We start from the raw sequence: 17,142 nt of genomic DNA, 5'->3' as shown, positions 1-17,142 counted from the left end.
CGGAGACCCTTCATGAGCCACACGCCGAACCCGCCCATCCTGCTCACCCCCGGCCCCCTGACCACCTCGGACCGCACGCGCCAGGCCATGCTGCGCGACTGGGGATCGTGGGACGGCGACTTCAACCAGATCACCACCCGTGTGCGCCAGCGCCTGCTGGCCATTGCCAATGCCGCCGCCACGCACGAGTGCGTGCCGATGCAGGGCAGCGGCACCTTCTCGGTGGAAGCGGCGGTGGGCACGCTGGTGCCTCGCGATGGCCACGTGCTGGTGCCCAGCAACGGCGCCTACTGCCAGCGCCTGGCGCGCATCTGCCGCGTGCTGGGCCGCAAGGTCACCACCATCGACTACACCGAGGACCAGCGCGTCTCGCCGGCCGACATCGACCGCGCGCTGGCGGCCGACCCCGGCATCACCCACGTGGCCATGGTGCATTGCGAGACCGGCGCCGGTGTGCTCAACCCGCTGCACGAGATCGCGCAAGTGGTGGAAAAGCATGGCCGCGGGCTGATCGTGGACGCGATGAGCTCCTTCGGCGCGCTGCCCATCGACGCGGCGCGCACGCCCTTCGACGCGGTCATCGCCGCCTCGGGCAAATGCCTGGAAGGCGTGCCCGGCATGGGCTTCGTCATCATCCGCCGCAGCGTGCTGGAGAAGTGCGAAGGCAACAGCCCTTCGCTGGCGCTGGACCTGTACGACCAGTGGGTCTACATGCAGAAGACCACGCAATGGCGCTTCACGCCGCCCACCCACGTGCTGGCGGCGCTGGACGAGGCCATCGAGCAGTACCTGGAGGAGGGCGGCCTGCCGGCGCGCGGCGCGCGCTATGCGCGCAACTGCGAAGCACTCGTCTCGGGCCTGGCGGCCATCGGCGTGCGTTCCTTCCTGTCGGCGGACATCCAGGCGCCGATCATCGTGACCTTCCACGCGCCCGATCACCCGAACTACGAGTTCAAGCGCTTCTACGCCGAGGTGAAGAAGCGTGGCTACATCCTCTACCCGGGCAAGCTGACCCAGATGGAAACCTTCCGCGTGGGCTGCATGGGCCACTTCGGCGAGGCCGGCATTCCGGGGGCCGTGGCCGCCATTGCGCAGACGCTGGAGGCGATGGGTATTCCGGTGCGCGGCGCGGTGGCGACGGCGGAGGCCTGACGCCAGCGTGGCGCGCGCGTGGGCTCAGTGCGAGGGCGTTTGCGCCTCGGCGCGCCGCTTGCGCCCGCTGAACATGGCCGCAACCAGGTTCTCGCGGTGGCGCCAGCTCGTGAAGACCACGCCCGCCACATGCAGGGCCACCAGCCCCACCAGCGTCCAGGCCGAGCCGCGGTGCGCCAGCTCGACCCACGCCAGGCCCCAGAAGCGGTCGGTGGTGTAGAGGTAGCCGGTGACGCACACGAAAGCCATGCACAGCAAAAGCGCCACCACCATCCAGCCGCCCAGCGGGTTGTGGCCCAGGTAGCGGCGTTCCTGCCTGCGCAGGAGGTCGCGCGCGTATCGGCCCACGGCCGAGGGCGGGAACACGAAGCCGGCGAACCTGGCGTAGGGCGTGCCCACCCATCCCCACACGCCCCGCGCGAGCGTGATGGCCAGCGCCGTGTAGCCGAGGGTGATGTGCAAGGCCAGCCGTTCTTCGCCGGCCCACCAGCACAGGGCGGTCGCGCCCGCCAGGCCCCAGTGCAGCAGGCGCTGCAGCGGGTCCCACACCCTGACGCGATCGTTCACCTGCGCAGGCTCTCTCTTGTTACTCGGGCTGCTTCACTTCCCCGACCTTGTCGAAGGTCTTGGGGTTGAAGAAGGCTTCGACGCGCTTGCCGCTGGCGTCGAAGCCGTAGACCTCGTAGCAGCCGTTGAAGTTCTTGACCTGGCGCACCTTCCAGCCTTCGGCGGTGAGCTTGCGCTGCAGGTCCATCTGCGGCTTCATCTCTTCCTTGGGCACCGGCTCGCAGCGCACCTTGTCGTGGTCGACGACCTGGGCGAGGGCTGCGCTGCCCGCGGTCAGCATGAAGGCGGCCACGGCGGCCGGAAGAGGGAACGAACGTCGGATCATGTGAAGGCCTTGTCGGTCGGGCGCCGGGCTCAGGTGTCGAGCCACATGCGCAGCAGGTTGTGATAGGTGCTGGTCAGGCCGATCACGCCGGGATCGGTCTCGCCGAACTTGCTGCGCAGGTGGCGCAGGTGGTTGTCCATGTCGTAGAGCAGCCGGCGCTGCTCGTCGCTGCGGATCATGCTCTGGATCCAGAAATAGCTGGCCACGCGGTGGCCGCGCGTGACCGGCTCCACGCGGTGCACGCTGGTGCCGGGGTACAGCACCATGTCGCCGGCCGCGAGCTTCACGCGCTGCTCGCCGTAGGTGTCCTCGATGACCAGCTCGCCGCCGTCGTAGTCGGCCGGCTCGCTCAGGAAGAGCGTGCACGACACGTCGGTGCGCACGCGCCCGCTGCCGTCGCGCAAGAAGCGCACCGCGCTGTCGACGTGGTTGCCGAAGGCGTTGGCCGTACCGCCGTAGCGGTTGAACAGCGGCGGCGAGATCTGCTTGGGCAGCGCGGCCGAGAAGAAGACCTGGTGGCGCTCCAGCCCGCGCAGCAGCATCTGCTGCACGGTGCGGGTTTCGTCGCAGTCCTCGCGCAGCTGCAGGTTGTTCTTGGCCTGCGCCGATTGCGTGCCGGCGGTCAGCCGGCCGTCTTCCCAGGGCGCACCCGCGAGGACGGCGTTGGCCCGCGCGACCTCTTCGGGTGTGAGCACGCCTCGAACATGCAGCAGCATCGCATTGACTCCTGGTTTCAGCAGCTCAGAAGCGTACCCCGATCGTCGCCTGGTAGGTGCGCTGCAGGCCCGCGACCACGAAGCCCGGGTACAGCTGGTCGCCGTAGAGCTTGTTGGTGATGTTGGTCACGTTGAACTGCGCGAACACGTCGGGCGTGAACTTGTATTCCATCATGGCGTCGCCCACCACGTAGCCGGGGACGTAGGCGGTGGTCGAGGCCGCGCCGGTGTTGCCCTGCAGCGGACGGTTCTCCGAGGCGCCGCGGATGCCACCGGCCACGCGGAACTTCGGCGTGGCCTGGTAGCTGACCCACATCGCGCCGCTGTTCTTGGGCACCAGGCCCACGGGCGAGCCGACCACGTTGGCTTGCGCGCTGCCGATCTTGTCGATCTTGGCCTCGGGGATGTAGGCATACGACAGGTACACCTCCCACTGCGGCGTCAGGCGGCCCACCACTTCCAGTTCCAGGCCCTGCGAGTGGCGCTTGCCCGAGAGCAGGTAGGTGTCGCCGGCAAAGTCGGAGTCGGTGGTGCGCTCGTTGTATTTCTCGGTGCGGAAGATCGCGGCGCGGGTCGAGAGCTTGCCGTCCAGCCAGTCGAGCTTGCCGCCCACTTCGATGTTGCGGCTCTTCTCGGGCGGCGTGTTGGCGTTCTGCGGCGTCACGTACTGGTACGTGTCGGCTGCCGTGTTGTACGAGGTGCCGTAGGAGGCGTAGTACGACTGCGTCGGCGACGGCTGGTACAGCACGCCGGCGCGGTAGCTCGGCGGGTTCTCCGACAGGTGCGACGTGGCTGTGGAACTCGGCGTCGTGGTGTTGGTGTTGGGATAAGTGAACTGCGAGAAGTCGCCGCGCATGCTGTCCCAGCGCAGGCCGCCCAGCAGCTTCCAGTGTTCCGCGACCTGCACCAGGTCCTGCACGTAGGCGCCGAAGTTGGTGGCGGAGTACTCCTGCGTCGGGCGATAGGTCGGGCTGGCCGCCAGGTTCGGCAGGCTGTTCGGGTTGGCGACGGTGGTCGTGCCCTTGTAGAAGTTGGTGCCGACGGCGCCCCAGGCGCCGAAGCGGTCCGCCGATTCGCGCGAGGCGTCGACGCCGGCGAGGATCTCGTGCTTGAGCCCGCCCCAGTTGAAGGTGTTGCTGTAGTCGCTTTGCAGGTAGGTGCCCTTGTAGCGGTCCTTGCGCGGCGCCAGGCCGTTGGCAAAGACGTAGGTGCCGGGCGAGAGGTTGCCGGCATTCACGGCGCCGGCGGGTGCGCAGCCCATGTTGCCGTTGGTCTGCCGCGTCGGGAACACATTGCAGAAGTTGGCGGTGCTGCCCCACTGCGAACGGTCGAAGGTGCCGCTGCGCGCCTGCGTCTTCAATTGGCCGCCGTCGTCGAAGGTGTGGGTCCAGGAGCCGTTGACGTAGGCGGCTTCGCCCGTCACGTAGTCGCTCGGGCTGCCGTAGTAGGCGCCGGGCTTCAGGTCCGGAATGGTGCTTTGCGCAATGCCGTTCTTGAAGGTGCCGTTGGCCAGGTAGCGCGTGCCGGCCATGGGCACGTTGTCCACGTTCAGGTAGAAGGCGCCTACGCTGAATTCGTCACGCGAGCCGATGCCCCAGCTGAACTGCGGCGCAATGCCGTACTTGTCGATCTTGGCGCCGTCGTTGTCCGACTTGTTCCACATGGCGTTCAGGCGGAAGGCGGAGTCTTCGCCCACGCGCTTGTTCATGTCGGCGGTGGCCCGGTAGAAGCCGTCGCTGCCGATGGTGCCCACCACGTCGGTCTGGTCGAGCAGCAGGGGTTTCTTGGTCACCTGGTTGATCACGCCGCCGGTGGAGCCGCGGCCGAAGAGCATGGAGGCCGAGCCGCGCAGCACTTCGATGCGGTCCAGGTTGAAGGTGTCGCGGTCGTACTGCGAGGGGTCGCGCATGCCGTCGATCAGCAGGTCGCCCACGGTGGCCACCGGGAAGCCGCGCAGGCGGATGTCCTGGTCGGTGCCGTTCTCGGTGGCTGCGAAGGTGATGCCGGCGGAGTAGTGCAGCGCTTCCTTCAGGGTGTCGAGCTTGGCGTCGTCGATCAGCCGCTCGGTGATGACGTTGATCGAGTTGGGCACATCGCGGATGTCCTGGTTGCCCTTGGCGATGCCGGTCTTGGTCGTCTGCAGCTGTTCCTTGCCCTGCACCTCGGCCTGGCCCGTCACGGTGATGGGGCTCAGGGTGCCGCCCGACTGTGCCGCTTGCGCGGGCTGGGCGGGCTGTGCCGGCGGGGCCGGCTGAGCCGGCGATTGGGCCCAACTGCTGACCGAGGCAGCCAGCATCAATGCGCCGAGCGGAAAAGCGGTGCTCTCGCTGGCGGCCCGGGGGTGGGCAGGGGAACGGACGGCGCGCAGCGCCGCCTGGCGACGGGGAGATCGAGCCAAGATGGCCTCCAGAAAAAACCGCCCTCAGGGCGGCAGGAAGGCTGGCTATCCGATGGACGGGGTTGGCTCGCCGAAATGAGAATAGTTCCCAATTATATCGGCGCGTTACAAAAAGAGAGCCCGGAAATCACCACCGGGCCTGGAAGTTCGCGGCGAAACAACAGGCCGGGCCCCCTGTCGATGCGCTGCGCTTGCCCGGCGTCGACGGGCCCTAGACGTCGCTCCAGCCCGACTTTGCACGCCGCTGCCGCTGGGCCCGCTCCTTGGCCATCTGCTCTTCCATCTGCTGGCGTCCCAACTTCGACGCGCTGATGAACTGCGCCCGGTCCTTGTAGAGCGGGTGGGTTTCTTCCGCGAACTGGATGTTGAACTGCCGGAAGCGCATGGCGCTCTCGCGCGCCTCGTGTGGCGGCCAGCCCAGGATCTCCAGCACCTGGCGGCCGCTGCGCAAGGACGACTCGAACACCTCGCGCTCGGCCAGGTGCACCTCGCGGTCGCGCAACTGGTACCAGTGGTTCATGTTGCGGGCCCGCGCCACGATCTTCGTGTTCGGGAAATGCTCGCGCGCGAGGTCGACGATTTCGAGCGACTGCTCCACATCGTCCACCGCCACCACCAGCACCTTGGCGGTGGCGGCGCCGGCGGTGCGCAGCAGGTCCAGCCGCGTGGCATCGCCGTAGAACACGCGGTAGCCGAATTCGCGCAGGCCTTCCACGGTGTCGGGGTCGTGGTCCAGCACCGTCACCTGCAGGCCCTCGGCACTCATCATGCGGCCGACGATCTGGCCGTAGCGCCCGAACCCGCAGATCACCACGCTGGCGTCTTGCGGCTCGGAGATTTCCTCGATGTCCCTGGCATCGCCGGTGCTCCAGCGGGGCAGCACCCACTTGTCCAGCGCCACCAGCAGCAGGGGCGAGAGCAGCATCGACAAGGCCACCGCCGCCACCAGGAAGGAGGCCGTGGCCGGCGGCAGCACGCTCGGTCCGGCGGCCGAGAACACCACGAAGGCGAACTCGCCGCCCTGGGCCAGCAGCAGGGTGAAGACGGGGCGCTCCTGCACCGGCAGCTCCAGCAGCTTGGCCAGGCCGTAGATCGCGACCGCCTTCACCGCCAGGAAGCCCAGGACCACCAGCGCCATCCATCCCGGGTTGGCCAGGAGCACGCCGAAGTCGATGCTCATGCCCACCGCGATGAAGAACAGGCCCAGCAGCAGGCCCTTGAAGGGTTCGATGTCGGTCTCGAGTTCGCGCCGGTATTCGCTTTCTGCCAGCAGCACGCCGGCCAGGAAGGCGCCCAGCGCCATCGACAGGCCCACCAGCTGCATGAGCGCCGCAATGGCCACCACCAGCAGCAGCGAGGCGGCGGTGAAGATTTCCGGCGTGCGGCTGCGCGCGATCCAGCGCAGCAGCGGGCGCAGCAGCAGCCGCCCGCCCAGCACGATGCCCGCCACCACGCCGACGATCTTCAGTGCCTCCAGCGCGCGCGCGGTGCCGCTGACGGCGTCTGCCGCGTCGTGGCCGGTGGCCAGCAGCGGCAGCAGCGCCAGGATGGGGATGGCCGCCACGTCCTGGAACAGCAGGATCGAGAAGCCGGCCTGGCCGCTGCCGGTGCGCAGCAGGTTGCGCTCGCCGAACACCTGCAGCGCAATGGCGGTGGACGACAGCGCCAGCCCCAGCGCGGCCACCAGCGACACGCGCCAGGGCAGGCCGGCCGCCATGCCGACCGCCAGCAGCAGTGCGGCACACAGCAGCACCTGGGCCGAGCCCCATCCGAAGATGGGCCGTCGCAGGTTCCACAGGCGCTTGGGCTCCAGCTCGAGCCCCACCAGGAACAGCATCAGCACCACGCCGAACTCGGCGAAATGCAGGATGTCCTCCACGTTGCTCACCAGGCCCAGGCCCCAGGGGCCGATGGCGATGCCGGCAGCCAGGTAGCCGATGATGGAACCCAGCCCCAGCGCCTTGGACAGCGGCACCACGATCACCGCGGCGCTGAGGTAGATGAGCGAATTGACGAGCCAGGTCGGGGCGTGTTCCATGTCAGGCCGCTTCCTCGACGGTGGCTGCTTCCTCGTGCGGCCGGTCGGACTCCGGCACGATGCAGCGCGGGCAGGGCTCGATCTCGTCCATCTCGGGCCAGTCGGGATAGCTGGCCAGCCGGTCGGCGAAGGTGTCGACGTGCGCGGCCAGTTCGTCGGGGCTCATCCTGCGCGCGCCGTGCGTGACCATCGGCGGCAAAAAGCGCATGCCGCACAGCGCCGCGGTCTGCTCGTAGGGCGGCAGGAAGGCGTCGAAGAAATAGCGGTTGTAGCTTTGCGGGTGGTAGCTCGATTCGGGCCCGCCGGTGCTGGCCACCAGCCAGAAGTCCTTGCCCTGCAGGGCCGTGCCGCGCGAGCCGTAGGCCCAGTCGTAGGCCAGCACGTCGTCCAGCCAGAGCTTTTGCAGCGGCGGCATCGAATACCACTGGATCGGGTGCATCAGCACCAGCAGGTCGGCGCGGGCCAGGCGCTGCTGCTCGGCCGCCACGTCGATGGCGAAGTCGGGGTAGGTGGAATAGAGATCGTTGACGTCGACCCCCGGCACTTCGCGCGCCGCCGCCAGCAGGCGGCGGTTCAGGTGCGAATCGCGCCAGTGGGGGTGGGCGGCCAGCAGGTAGATGTGCGGCGCGGCGTTGGAGTCGGTGGTGCTTGGCATGGCCGCGAACATATCGCAACCGGCGCCCGCCTGTGCCCGGCCCTCCTTGGAAGGTCAACGCCTGTAACATTTCATCACCCCAACCCAAGCGAGGAGCCTCTCATGCCGGTGGTCCTGGTCGCCAATCCCAAAGGCGGTGTCGGAAAGTCAACCTTGGCGACGAACATCGCCGGCTACTGGGCCAGCCGTGGCCACGCGGTGATGCTGGGCGACGTGGACCGACAGCAGTCGGCCCGCCTGTGGCTGGGCCTTCGGCCACAGGCGGCCGCCCCGATCTCCACCTGGGAAGCGCAGGGCGACGGCAACGTGGTGCGCCCGCCCAAGGGCACCACGCATGCCGTGCTCGATTCGCCCGCCGGCCTGCACGGCTGGCGCTTCAAGGACGTGCTGGCGCTGGCCGACAAGGTGATCGTGCCGCTGCAGCCGAGCATCTTCGACATCTACGCCACCCGCGAATTCGTCGACCGCCTGAAGGACCAGCGCAATGCGGCCAAGACGAAGATCGGCCTGGTGGGCATGCGCGTGGATGCGCGCACGCTGGCCGCCGACCGGCTGCACGAATTCGTGGCGGGCCTGGGGCTGCCGGTGATCGGCGAGCTGCGCGACACGCAGAACTACGTCCAGCTGGCCGCGCGCGGGCTCACCGTGTTCGACATCGCGCCGGGACGGGTGGCGCGGGACCTGGAGCAGTGGCAGTCCATCTGCCGGTGGCTGGAGTCCTAGCTAGGGAAAGCGCTGACGGTCCGGCGGGCCCGCTTGTCGCCTGCCCGACACCGGCGCTCTCACCTCAGCGGCTAGAGTGCGCCGCATGACCAAGAAGACCTTCCAGACCCTGTCGGACCTGGCCGCCTGCGTCGGCCAGGAAGTCGCCGTGAGCGACTGGATCACCATCACCCAGGAGCAGGTGAACCAGTTCGCCGAGGCCACCGGCGACCACCAGTGGATCCACGTGGACGTGGAGCGGGCGAAAAAGGGGCCCTTCGGCGCGCCCATCGCCCACGGCTTTCTCACCCTGTCGCTGCTGCCGCGCTTCTTCGACATCTCGCTGGAGGTGGTGGAGTCGCGCATGGGCGTGAACTACGGCCTGAACAAGGTGCGCTTCATGTCGCCGGTGCCGGTGGGCAGCCGCCTGCGCGCGCGCATGAAGCTGCTGTCGAGCGATCCGATCGACAACAACGGGCAGCAGATGGTGTGGGAAGTGACGATCGAGCTGGAAGGCGCGGGCAAGCCGGCCTGCGTGGCGGAGTCGGTGGCGCGCCGGTATCCCTGAGCTTTTTTACGCGGCGCCTTCGAAGCCGTTCTGCCGCCAGGCCTCGAACACCGTCACCGCCACCGCATTCGACAGGTTCAGGCTGCGCTGGCCCGGCCGCATCGGCAGGCGCAGGCGTTGTGCGGTCGGAAAGAAGCCGTCGCGCAGCTCGGGCGGCAGGCCGCGCGTCTCGGCGCCGAACACGAGCCAGTCGCCGGGCTCGAGGCGCAGTTCATGCGCAGGACGGCTGCCGTGCGTGGTCAGGGCGAACATGCGGTCGTGCCGGGGCCGCTCGGCGTCCAGCAGCGCCTGCCAGCTGGCATGCCGCTTGACCGGCGCGAACTCGTGATAGTCCAGGCCGGCGCGGCGCAGCAGCCGGTCTTCCATCGAGAAACCCAGTGGCTCCACCAGGTGCAGCGTGCAGCCGGTATTGGCCGCCAGGCGGATGACGTTGCCCGTGTTGGGCGGGATTTCCGGTTCGACCAGGACGATGTGGAACATGGGGCCGATTGTCGCGGCACCGCGCTCAGCGCTCAGCCCGTTGTGCCGGGCTTGTCGGTGCGGGCGAAGACGATGGCCGCGACGTGCGCGGCACCGGCTTCGCGCAGCACCCGGGCGGCGGTGAAGAGCGAGGCGCCGCTGGTCATGACGTCGTCCACCAGCACCACCCGGCGGCTGCGCACTTCCTCTGCGCGTGCGGGCTCCAGCGCGAAGGCGCCCTTCAGGTTGGACAGCCGCTGGGCGCGCGGCAGCCCGCTTTGCGCCGTGGTTTCGCGCGTGCGCACGAGCAGCCCGGCATCCACCTTGCCAGGCGCGAGGCGGCGCGCCAGTTCCAGCGCCTGGTTGAAGCCGCGCCCGCGCAGCCGCGCCGGCGCCAGCGGCATGGGCAGCACGAGGTCCGCCTGCTCCAGCGTGGGCTCCACCCAGGGGGTGCTGAGCATCAGCGTGGCCATGGGGCCGGCCCAGCCCGCCTCGCCGCTGAACTTGAAGCGGCCGATCTGGCCGGCCCAGGGCCAGGCGTAGTCGCAGCAGGCCAGGCAGACATCCAGCGGCGGCGCGTGCCGCATGCAATCCCCGCAATGCGCCACGCCTTCGGCCACCGGCAGCGCACAGCTGCGGCAACGCGGCACCGGCGGGGCGAAGCGCGCCACGCAGGCTTCGCAGACCGGCCGCGAAGGCCAGCTGGCGCAGACGGCGCAGCGGCTGGGCAGGCGCTCGCGCCAGCGGGCAAGGAGAAGGGATGCGGCCATGACGCACTCAATATACTGGCCGCCCCATGCCTGAGAACGAGCCTACGCGGCGCCCGCCCACCATCGATGCCGTTGCCGCCGCCCGCTGGGCGCGCACCCCGCCCGCCGGCCCTTCGCCCTGGCTGCACGAGGAGGTCGGCCGTCGCATGGAAGACCGCCTCCAGTGGATCAAGGCCCAGCCGCACACCTGGGCCGACTGGGCCCCGCTGCGCGGCGGCCTGGAAGCGCATGGCCTGCTGGCGCGGCGCTACCGGGAGGCTGCGTCTTTCGTGGTCGAGCCGGAGCCGCCGCTGCAGCAGGCCACCGCGCAGGCCCTGGCCCAGCCCTGGTGGAGCGCCCGCCGCTGGAACGCGGCGCGCACCCGCTTCGGTGCCGAATCGGTGCCGGAGGAGGGCGTGGACCTTCTCTGGGCCAACATGTCGCTGCACAGCGCCGCCGACCCCCAGGGTCTGATCGGCCAATGGCACAGGCTGGTGGCCACCAACGGCTTCCTGATGTTCTCCTGCCTGGGCCCCGACACCCTGGCCGAGCTGCGGGCGCTCTACGCCGCTGCGGGCTGGACGCCGGCCGGCCACGACTTCACCGACATGCACGACTGGGGCGACATGCTGGTGGGCGCCGGATTCGCCGAGCCGGTCATGGACATGGAGCACATCCAGCTCACCTGGAGTTCTCCGGAGGCCCTGCTGGCCGAATTGCGCACCCTGGGCCGCAATTTCCATCCCCAGCGCTTTGCCGGCTTGCGCGGCCGCGGCTGGCGGGCGCAATTGCATGAACTGCTGGCCGGAAAAATGAACACCGAAGGCCGCATTTCAATGACCTTCGAGATCATCTACGGCCATGCCTTCAAGCCCAAGCCCAAGGTCACGGTGTCGCCCGAAAGCGCGGTGTCGCTGCGCGACATGCGGCAGATGCTGCAGGCCGGCCGGGGAAAGCCCGGCTGAGGGTTGCGCGGGTGCGTCCATACAGACAAACCCGAGTGAAATGCACAGCTACAATTTGTCGTTGCGCGAATTGTGTCCACGTTATTCCAGGCCCGAGCGACGACAGTTTTGAAGGCCGCCAACGCACCGATAACTGAGTCTCGCAAGTGCCGAATCCCGTGTTTCGTTTTGCCACCGTCTCGAGCCAGGGCATCCGCTGGTTCCTGAGGCGCAACTGCTCGGTCACCCCGAGTCAGCTGGCGTGGCTCTACGCATCGCTGTGTCTGGTGTCGCTGGCCATCGGTGGCGGCTTCTGGTTGCGCGGCGCTCCGCTCGTGCTGCCATTTGCCTGGCTGGAACTGGCGGCGGTGGGCGTCGCCTTCCTGGCCTATGCCCGGCATGCGACGGACGGCGAGATGATCGAGCTGCAGGCCGGAAGGCTGGTCGTCGAGCTGGAGAACGGTGGACGTCATGAGCGCACGGAATTCTTGCCGCACCAGGTGCGGATCGAGCCGGAAGTCAGCGACCGTTCGCTGATCGAGGTCTCGGGCCAGGGTCGTTCGGTGAAGGTGGGCCGCTATGTGCGGCCCGAGCTTCGGGCGGCGCTGGCACGGGAGATCCGCATGGCGCTGCGCAACGCGTGAGAGACAACGCAGTGCGCCGTGCTTCAAAGCCGACGGTCTGGCCGATGGGTTAACTGGAAAATGAAGAAGTGAACACGATGAAGAGCAATTGGTACAAGGCGGCAAACCTGCTCGTGGCCACCGCAACTGCATTTGGCGCTGCATTCAGCACGGCTGCGCATGCGGTCAACAACCTGGCGGGTGGGCCGGAGGTTCGCCAGCTCAACCTGCCGGTCGGCGTTACCAAGATCGCGCAGGAGCAGTACTTCCTGCACAACGCGATGATGATCCTGTGCACGGTGATCTTCATCGGCGTGTTCTCGGTCATGTTCTATTCCATCTGGAAGCACCGCAAGTCGGTGGGCCACAAGGCGGCCAACTTCCATGAATCGGTGGTGGTGGAGGTGGTCTGGACGATCATCCCGTTCATCATCGTGATCCTGATGGCGCTGCCCGCCACCAAGGTGCTGGTGGCCCAGAAGGACACCACCAACGCCGACCTCACCATCAAGGTGACCGGCTACCAGTGGAAGTGGGGCTACGACTACATCAAGGGCGAGGGCGAGGGCCTGGCCTTCATCTCCACCCTGCTGCCCGAGCACCGCGCCGTCTCCAACAGCGGAGCCAAGGGCGCCGTGCCCGACAACTACCTGTTCGAGGTGGACAACCCGATGGTGGTGCCGGTGGACAGCAAGATCCGCATCATCACCACCGCCAACGACGTGATCCACGCCTTTGCCGTGCCGCAGTTCGGCATCAAGCAGGACGCCATTCCCGGCTTCGTGCGCGACACCTGGTTCCGCGCCGAGAAGGTGGGCGACTACTACGGCCAGTGCCAGGAGCTGTGCGGCAAGGAGCACGCCTACATGCCCATCCACGTGAAGGTGGTCTCGGCGGCCGACTACACCGCATGGGTCGACGGCAAGCGCAAGGAAGCCGCGGCCAAGCAGGACGACCCGAACAAGGTCTGGACCCTGCCGGACATCCTGGCGCGCGGCGAGAAGGTCTACGCCTCGAACTGCGCCGCCTGCCACCAGGCCAACGGCAAGGGCGCCGGCCCGATCAAGCCGCTGGATGGCGCTGCCGTCGTGCTGGATGCCGACCACAACAAGCAGATCCAGATCGTGCTCAACGGCGCCGCCAACGGCGCCATGCCGGCCTGGAAGCAACTGAGCGACACCGACATCGCGGCGGTCGTCAGCTTCACCAAGAACAGCTGGTCGAACAAGACCGGTCAGTTGGTGCAGCCCGCCGAAGTGTTGGCCGCCCGTGGCAAGTAAGACCTACCCAGAAGAGTTGCAGAGAAAGTAGATCGACATGAGTGCAATCCTCGACAACCACGGGCACGCTGGCGGCCACGCGCACGGTCATGACGATGGCCATCACGACCACCACGCCCCCACGGGCTGGCGCCGCTGGGTCTTCGCGACCAACCACAAGGACATCGGCACGCTCTACCTGCTGTTCTCCTTCGCCATGCTGATCTTCGGCGGCATCCTGGCGCTGGGCATCCGTGCCGAGCTGTTCCAGCCCGGCCTGCAGCTGGTGAACCCCGAGATGTTCAACCAGCTGACCACCATGCACGGCCTGATCATGGTGTTCGGCGCGATCATGCCGGCCTTCGTGGGCTTCGCGAACTGGATGATCCCGCTGCAGATCGGCGCATCCGACATGGCTTTTGCGCGCATGAACAACCTGAGCTTCTGGCTGCTGATCCCGGCGGCCGTGATGCTGGTGGGTTCGTTCTTCATGCCTGGCGGCGCGCCGGCCGCGGGCTGGACGCTCTACGCGCCGCTCACGCTGCAGATGGGCCCCTCGATGGACGCCGGCATCTTCGCCATGCACATCATGGGCGCCAGCTCGATCATGGGCTCGATCAATATCATCGTGACCATCCTCAACATGCGCGCCCCCGGCATGACGCTGATGAAGATGCCGATGTTCTGCTGGACCTGGCTGATCACCGCCTACCTGCTGATCGCCGTGATGCCCGTGCTGGCCGGCGCCATCACCATGACGCTGACCGACCGCCACTTCGGCACCAGCTTCTTCAACCCCGCCGGCGGCGGCGACCCGGTGATGTACCAGCACATCTTCTGGTTCTTCGGCCACCCCGAGGTCTACATCATGATCTTGCCGGCCTTCGGCATCATCAGCCAGATCGTGCCGGCCTTCGCCCGCAAGAAGCTGTTCGGCTACGCCTCGATGGTGTACGCCACCAGCTCGATCGCCATCCTGAGCTTCATCGTGTGGGCGCACCACATGTTCACCACCGGCATGCCGGTCACGGGCCAGCTGTTCTTCATGTACGCCACGATGCTGATCGCGGTGCCCACGGCCGTGAAGATCTTCAACTGGATCGCCACCATGTGGCAGGGCTCGATGACCTTCGAGACGCCCATGCTGTTCGCGGTGGGCTTCATCTTCGTGTTCACCATGGGTGGCTTCACCGGCCTGATCCTGGCCGTGGCGCCCATCGACATCCAGCTGCAGGACACCTACTACGTGGTGGCCCACTTCCACTACGTGCTGGTGGCCGGCTCGCTCTACGCCATGTTCGCGGGCTACTACTACTGGGCACCCAAGTGGACCGGCGTGATGTACAACGAGTGGCGCGGCAAGGTGCACTTCTGGTGGTCGCTGATCTCCTTCAACCTGGCCTTCTTCCCGATGCACTTCCTGGGCCTGGCCGGCATGCCGCGACGCTATGCCGACTACCCGATGCAGTTCGCCGACTTCAACGCCATCGCCACGGTGGGCGCCTTCGCCTTCGGCCTGGCGCAGGTGTACTTCTTCTTCTTCATCGTGCTGCCGACCATGCGCGGCAAGGGCGAGCCCGCCCCGCAAAAGCCCTGGGAAGCGGCCGAAGGCCTGGAATGGGAAGTGCCCTCGCCGGCGCCTTTCCACACCTTCGAGACTCCGCCCAAGCTGGACGCCACCGCCACCAAGGTGATCGGCTGAGCGCCGGCTGTTGAAGCAACAAGAGGCCGCGAGATGACGCCTGAACAGAAGAAGAGCAACCGCCGCATGGGGCTGATCCTGGCCTCCATCGCCGTGGTGTTCTTCCTCGGCTTCATCGCGCGCATGGTCTTCGTGCGCGGCTGAGCGCCATGGCCGCTTCCGAACGCACCCGCCGCCACAACCTGCGCATGGTGGGCAAGCTCGCCGTCGTCACGGCGGGCATGTTCGCCTTCGGCTATGCGCTGGTGCCCATGTACCGCGCCATCTGCGAGGTCACGGGCATCAACATCCTGGCCGTGTCCGAACTGCAGGTGCCCGGCGGTGCCGCCGGCGGCAAGGACGTGCGGGTGAACAACACGCAGGTCGACAAGAGCCGCACCATCACGGTGGAGTTCGACGCCAACTCGCGCGGCCTGTGGGAATTCAAGCCGGCGCAAAGCTCGATGGAAGTCCATCCGGGCGAGCTGCACACGGTCATGTACGAGTTCCAGAACGTGCAGAACCGGCGCATGGCCGCGCAGGCCATTCCCAGCTACGCGCCCCAGCAGGCCGCTCCGTACTTCAACAAGCTGGAGTGCTTCTGCTTCAACCAGTACACGCTCGACGCGGGCGAGAAGAAGCAGTGGCCGGTGGCCTTCGTGATCGACCCGAAGCTGTCGAAGGACGTGAAGACCATCACCTTGTCCTACACCTTCTTCGAGATCGGTTCGCCGGTGCCGCCGGCGCCGGGCAAGACGGCGGCCTCGAACGTGGACGCCAAGGCGGAGCCCAGATCGTGATGGCTGCCGACAAGCTGCCCCCCGAGGCGAACAAGCCCTCGTCCCTGCTGCGCACCGTCAAGGCCGTGGCGTGGGGCTTCTTCGGCGTTCGCAAGAACAGCAGCTACCAGGAAGACATCAAGCGCCTGACGCCGCTGCACATCATCGGCGTGGGCCTGGTGGCCGCGGTGCTGTTCGTGGTGGCGCTGGTCGTTTTGGTCAAGTTCGTGGTGGCGCCCTGAGCGGGCGGCACGGCAACAGAAGAGATTGAGTAGAAAGAAGAGAAAGCAGGAGCGCAAATGAGTTCAACCGCCCACGGCACCACGCCTTACTACTTCGTGCCGGCCCCTTCGGCCTATCCGGTCATGTCCGCCATCGGGCTGTTCCTGGTGATCCTCGGCGCTTCGCAGTGGATCAACGGCCATGGCTGGGGCGCCTGGTCGCTGCTGGCCGGCATGATCGTCTGGCTCTCGACCCTGTACTCCTGGTTCCGCTCGGCCGCGCATGAAAGCGAAAGCGGCCAGTACGGCCACAAGATCGACCTGTCGTACCGCTGGAGCATGAGCTGGTTCATCTTCTCGGAGGTGATGTTCTTCGGCGCCTTCTTCACCGCGCTGTGGTGGGCCCGCACCCACGCGCTGCCTGCGCTGGGCAGCCTGGACAACGCGCTCTTGTGGCCCGACTTCAAGGCCGTGTGGCCCACCGTGCAAGCGGGTGCCACCGCCTCGCCGGCCAACATCGTCGAGCCCTTCCAGACCGTGGGCCCCTTCTGGCTTCCCACCATCAACACGGCGCTGCTGCTGAGCTCGGGCGTGACGCTGACCATTGCCCACCACGCCCTGCGTGCCAACCACCGCGCCCAGACCATCCGCTTCATGTGGCTGACGGTGCTGCTGGGCTTCATCTTCCTGTGCGTGCAGGGCTATGAATACCACCACCTGTACACCGAGCTGAACCTCAAGCTCAGCTCCGGCACCTACGGCTCGACCTTCTTCATGCTCACCGGCTTCCACGGGCTGCACGTGTTCGTCGGCATGCTGATGCTGTTCTTCATCACCCTGCGCCTGCACAAGGGCCACTTCACGCCCGAGCGCCATTTCGGCTTCGAAGGCGCCGCCTGGTACTGGCACTTCGTGGACGTGGTGTGGCTGGGTCTTTATCTGCTGGTCTACTGGCTTTGAGCGATTCACACCACGGCAAAGCAAAAAAGCGCCGCAAGGCGCTTTTTTCATTGTTCTTCTCCGAAGAGAGGCGTCGGCCCGATCTATTTGCCGACCGGAAGGCCCCCTGGCTGGATGTAGCCGAGCTTCCAGGCCAGCAGCACGCACAGGAACAAAACCACCGACAGGCCGATCCGAACCGTGAGCGCGCGCGCCATGCCGGCGGACTTGGTGCGCGCTTTGTCGCCGGACGGGCCGCCCCTGAGCATGAAGAACAGGGCCGATCCCAAGCTGGCCAGGATGCCCACGAACACCAGGGCAATGACGTATTTCATGACAAACATTATCGGCCCGCGCGGTCCGGGGG

The 17,142-nt window shown here is 67.2% G+C and carries 20 protein-coding genes; 11 read left to right on the top strand and 9 right to left on the bottom strand.

Annotated elements, in window-relative coordinates:
* Positions 1-12: 12 nt before the first annotated feature.
* Positions 13-1,152 carry a 2-aminoethylphosphonate--pyruvate transaminase gene (locus VSO01S_RS02475; protein WP_068640212.1) on the top strand — a complete coding sequence of 380 codons (1,140 nt, stop codon included), beginning with the start codon at positions 13-15 and terminating at the stop codon, positions 1,150-1,152.
* Between the two features lie 24 nt (positions 1,153-1,176).
* On the opposite strand, the gene VSO01S_RS02470 is transcribed toward VSO01S_RS02475, so the two are convergent.
* The 6 genes from VSO01S_RS02470 to kefF form a co-directional block, all read right to left on the bottom strand.
* Positions 1,177-1,719: a cytochrome b/b6 domain-containing protein gene (locus VSO01S_RS02470; RefSeq protein ID WP_068640211.1), complete on the bottom strand. Its 543-nt coding sequence runs from the start codon at positions 1,717-1,719 to the stop codon at positions 1,177-1,179.
* A 19-nt stretch (positions 1,720-1,738) separates the two neighbouring features.
* Positions 1,739-2,044 carry a PepSY domain-containing protein gene (locus VSO01S_RS02465; protein ID WP_084241635.1) on the bottom strand — a complete coding sequence of 102 codons (306 nt, stop codon included), beginning with the start codon at positions 2,042-2,044 and terminating at the stop codon, positions 1,739-1,741.
* A gap of 29 nt (positions 2,045-2,073) precedes the next feature.
* Positions 2,074-2,760, bottom strand: a complete 687-nt coding sequence (locus VSO01S_RS02460) for a Fe2+-dependent dioxygenase (RefSeq protein ID WP_068640210.1) — start codon at positions 2,758-2,760, stop codon at positions 2,074-2,076.
* A gap of 25 nt (positions 2,761-2,785) precedes the next feature.
* Entirely contained in the window at positions 2,786-5,158 is a 2,373-nt protein-coding gene (locus VSO01S_RS02455; RefSeq protein WP_245684086.1) for a TonB-dependent receptor, read from the bottom strand.
* Between the two features lie 211 nt (positions 5,159-5,369).
* A complete protein-coding gene (gene kefC / locus VSO01S_RS02450; RefSeq protein WP_068640208.1) occupies positions 5,370-7,196 on the bottom strand; it encodes a glutathione-regulated potassium-efflux system protein KefC in 1,827 nt (608 codons plus the stop codon).
* 1 nt (position 7,197) lies between these two features.
* Complete coding sequence (gene kefF, locus VSO01S_RS02445; protein WP_068640260.1) at positions 7,198-7,851, bottom strand: glutathione-regulated potassium-efflux system oxidoreductase KefF; 654 nt, start codon at positions 7,849-7,851, stop codon at positions 7,198-7,200.
* A gap of 102 nt (positions 7,852-7,953) precedes the next feature.
* Between kefF and VSO01S_RS02440 the strand changes: the two genes are divergently transcribed.
* Positions 7,954-8,574 carry a nucleotide-binding protein gene (locus tag VSO01S_RS02440; protein WP_068640207.1) on the top strand — a complete coding sequence of 207 codons (621 nt, stop codon included), beginning with the start codon at positions 7,954-7,956 and terminating at the stop codon, positions 8,572-8,574.
* A gap of 85 nt (positions 8,575-8,659) precedes the next feature.
* Complete coding sequence (locus VSO01S_RS02435) at positions 8,660-9,121, top strand: MaoC family dehydratase (protein ID WP_174544700.1); 462 nt, start codon at positions 8,660-8,662, stop codon at positions 9,119-9,121.
* 6 nt (positions 9,122-9,127) lie between these two features.
* Here VSO01S_RS02435 and trmL read toward each other — a convergent pair whose 3' ends face one another.
* Positions 9,128-9,601 carry a tRNA (uridine(34)/cytosine(34)/5-carboxymethylaminomethyluridine(34)-2'-O)-methyltransferase TrmL gene (gene trmL, locus VSO01S_RS02430; RefSeq protein WP_068640205.1) on the bottom strand — a complete coding sequence of 158 codons (474 nt, stop codon included), beginning with the start codon at positions 9,599-9,601 and terminating at the stop codon, positions 9,128-9,130.
* 32 nt (positions 9,602-9,633) lie between these two features.
* Positions 9,634-10,350, bottom strand: a complete 717-nt coding sequence (locus VSO01S_RS02425) for a ComF family protein (RefSeq protein WP_068640204.1) — start codon at positions 10,348-10,350, stop codon at positions 9,634-9,636.
* A 26-nt stretch (positions 10,351-10,376) separates the two neighbouring features.
* Between VSO01S_RS02425 and VSO01S_RS02420 the strand changes: the two genes are divergently transcribed.
* The 8 genes from VSO01S_RS02420 (at position 10,377) to VSO01S_RS02390 (ending at position 16,796) form a co-directional block, all read left to right on the top strand.
* Positions 10,377-11,294: a class I SAM-dependent methyltransferase gene (locus VSO01S_RS02420; RefSeq protein ID WP_068640203.1), complete on the top strand. Its 918-nt coding sequence runs from the start codon at positions 10,377-10,379 to the stop codon at positions 11,292-11,294.
* A gap of 146 nt (positions 11,295-11,440) precedes the next feature.
* On the top strand, positions 11,441-11,917 hold the full coding sequence (locus VSO01S_RS02415; RefSeq protein WP_068640202.1) for a DUF2244 domain-containing protein: 477 nt from the start codon (positions 11,441-11,443) through the stop codon (positions 11,915-11,917).
* A 77-nt stretch (positions 11,918-11,994) separates the two neighbouring features.
* Complete coding sequence (gene coxB / locus VSO01S_RS02410) at positions 11,995-13,176, top strand: cytochrome c oxidase subunit II (RefSeq protein ID WP_068640201.1); 1,182 nt, start codon at positions 11,995-11,997, stop codon at positions 13,174-13,176.
* 37 nt (positions 13,177-13,213) lie between these two features.
* Positions 13,214-14,857: a cytochrome c oxidase subunit I gene (gene ctaD, locus VSO01S_RS02405; protein ID WP_068640200.1), complete on the top strand. Its 1,644-nt coding sequence runs from the start codon at positions 13,214-13,216 to the stop codon at positions 14,855-14,857.
* Positions 14,858-14,890: 33 nt separating this feature from the next.
* Positions 14,891-15,001 (top strand): cytochrome oxidase small assembly protein, encoded by a 111-nt coding sequence (locus VSO01S_RS27855; RefSeq protein ID WP_218002309.1) that lies wholly within the window; start codon positions 14,891-14,893, stop codon positions 14,999-15,001.
* 5 nt (positions 15,002-15,006) lie between these two features.
* Positions 15,007-15,636: a cytochrome c oxidase assembly protein gene (locus VSO01S_RS02400; RefSeq protein ID WP_068640199.1), complete on the top strand. Its 630-nt coding sequence runs from the start codon at positions 15,007-15,009 to the stop codon at positions 15,634-15,636.
* Positions 15,636-15,857, top strand: coding sequence for a DUF2970 domain-containing protein (locus tag VSO01S_RS02395; protein ID WP_068640198.1), 222 nt, complete (start codon positions 15,636-15,638; stop codon positions 15,855-15,857). Before VSO01S_RS02400 ends, VSO01S_RS02395 begins: the two co-directional genes overlap by 1 nt.
* Before the next feature lie 57 nt (positions 15,858-15,914).
* The gene (locus tag VSO01S_RS02390; RefSeq protein ID WP_068640197.1) at positions 15,915-16,796 is read left to right on the top strand and encodes a cytochrome c oxidase subunit 3; all 882 of its coding nucleotides are present in this window, start codon (positions 15,915-15,917) and stop codon (positions 16,794-16,796) included.
* 83 nt (positions 16,797-16,879) lie between these two features.
* Here the strand turns inward: VSO01S_RS02390 and VSO01S_RS02385 are convergent, their stop codons facing one another.
* Positions 16,880-17,119, bottom strand: coding sequence for a twin transmembrane helix small protein (locus VSO01S_RS02385; protein WP_068640196.1), 240 nt, complete (start codon positions 17,117-17,119; stop codon positions 16,880-16,882).
* Positions 17,120-17,142 lie beyond the last annotated feature (23 nt).

The organism is Variovorax soli NBRC 106424 (assembly GCF_001591385.1).
Lineage (GTDB): Bacteria > Pseudomonadota > Gammaproteobacteria > Burkholderiales > Burkholderiaceae_C > Variovorax > Variovorax soli.
The sequence above is the reverse complement of the archived record's forward strand: the minus strand, read 5'-3'. Positions and strand labels throughout refer to the sequence as shown.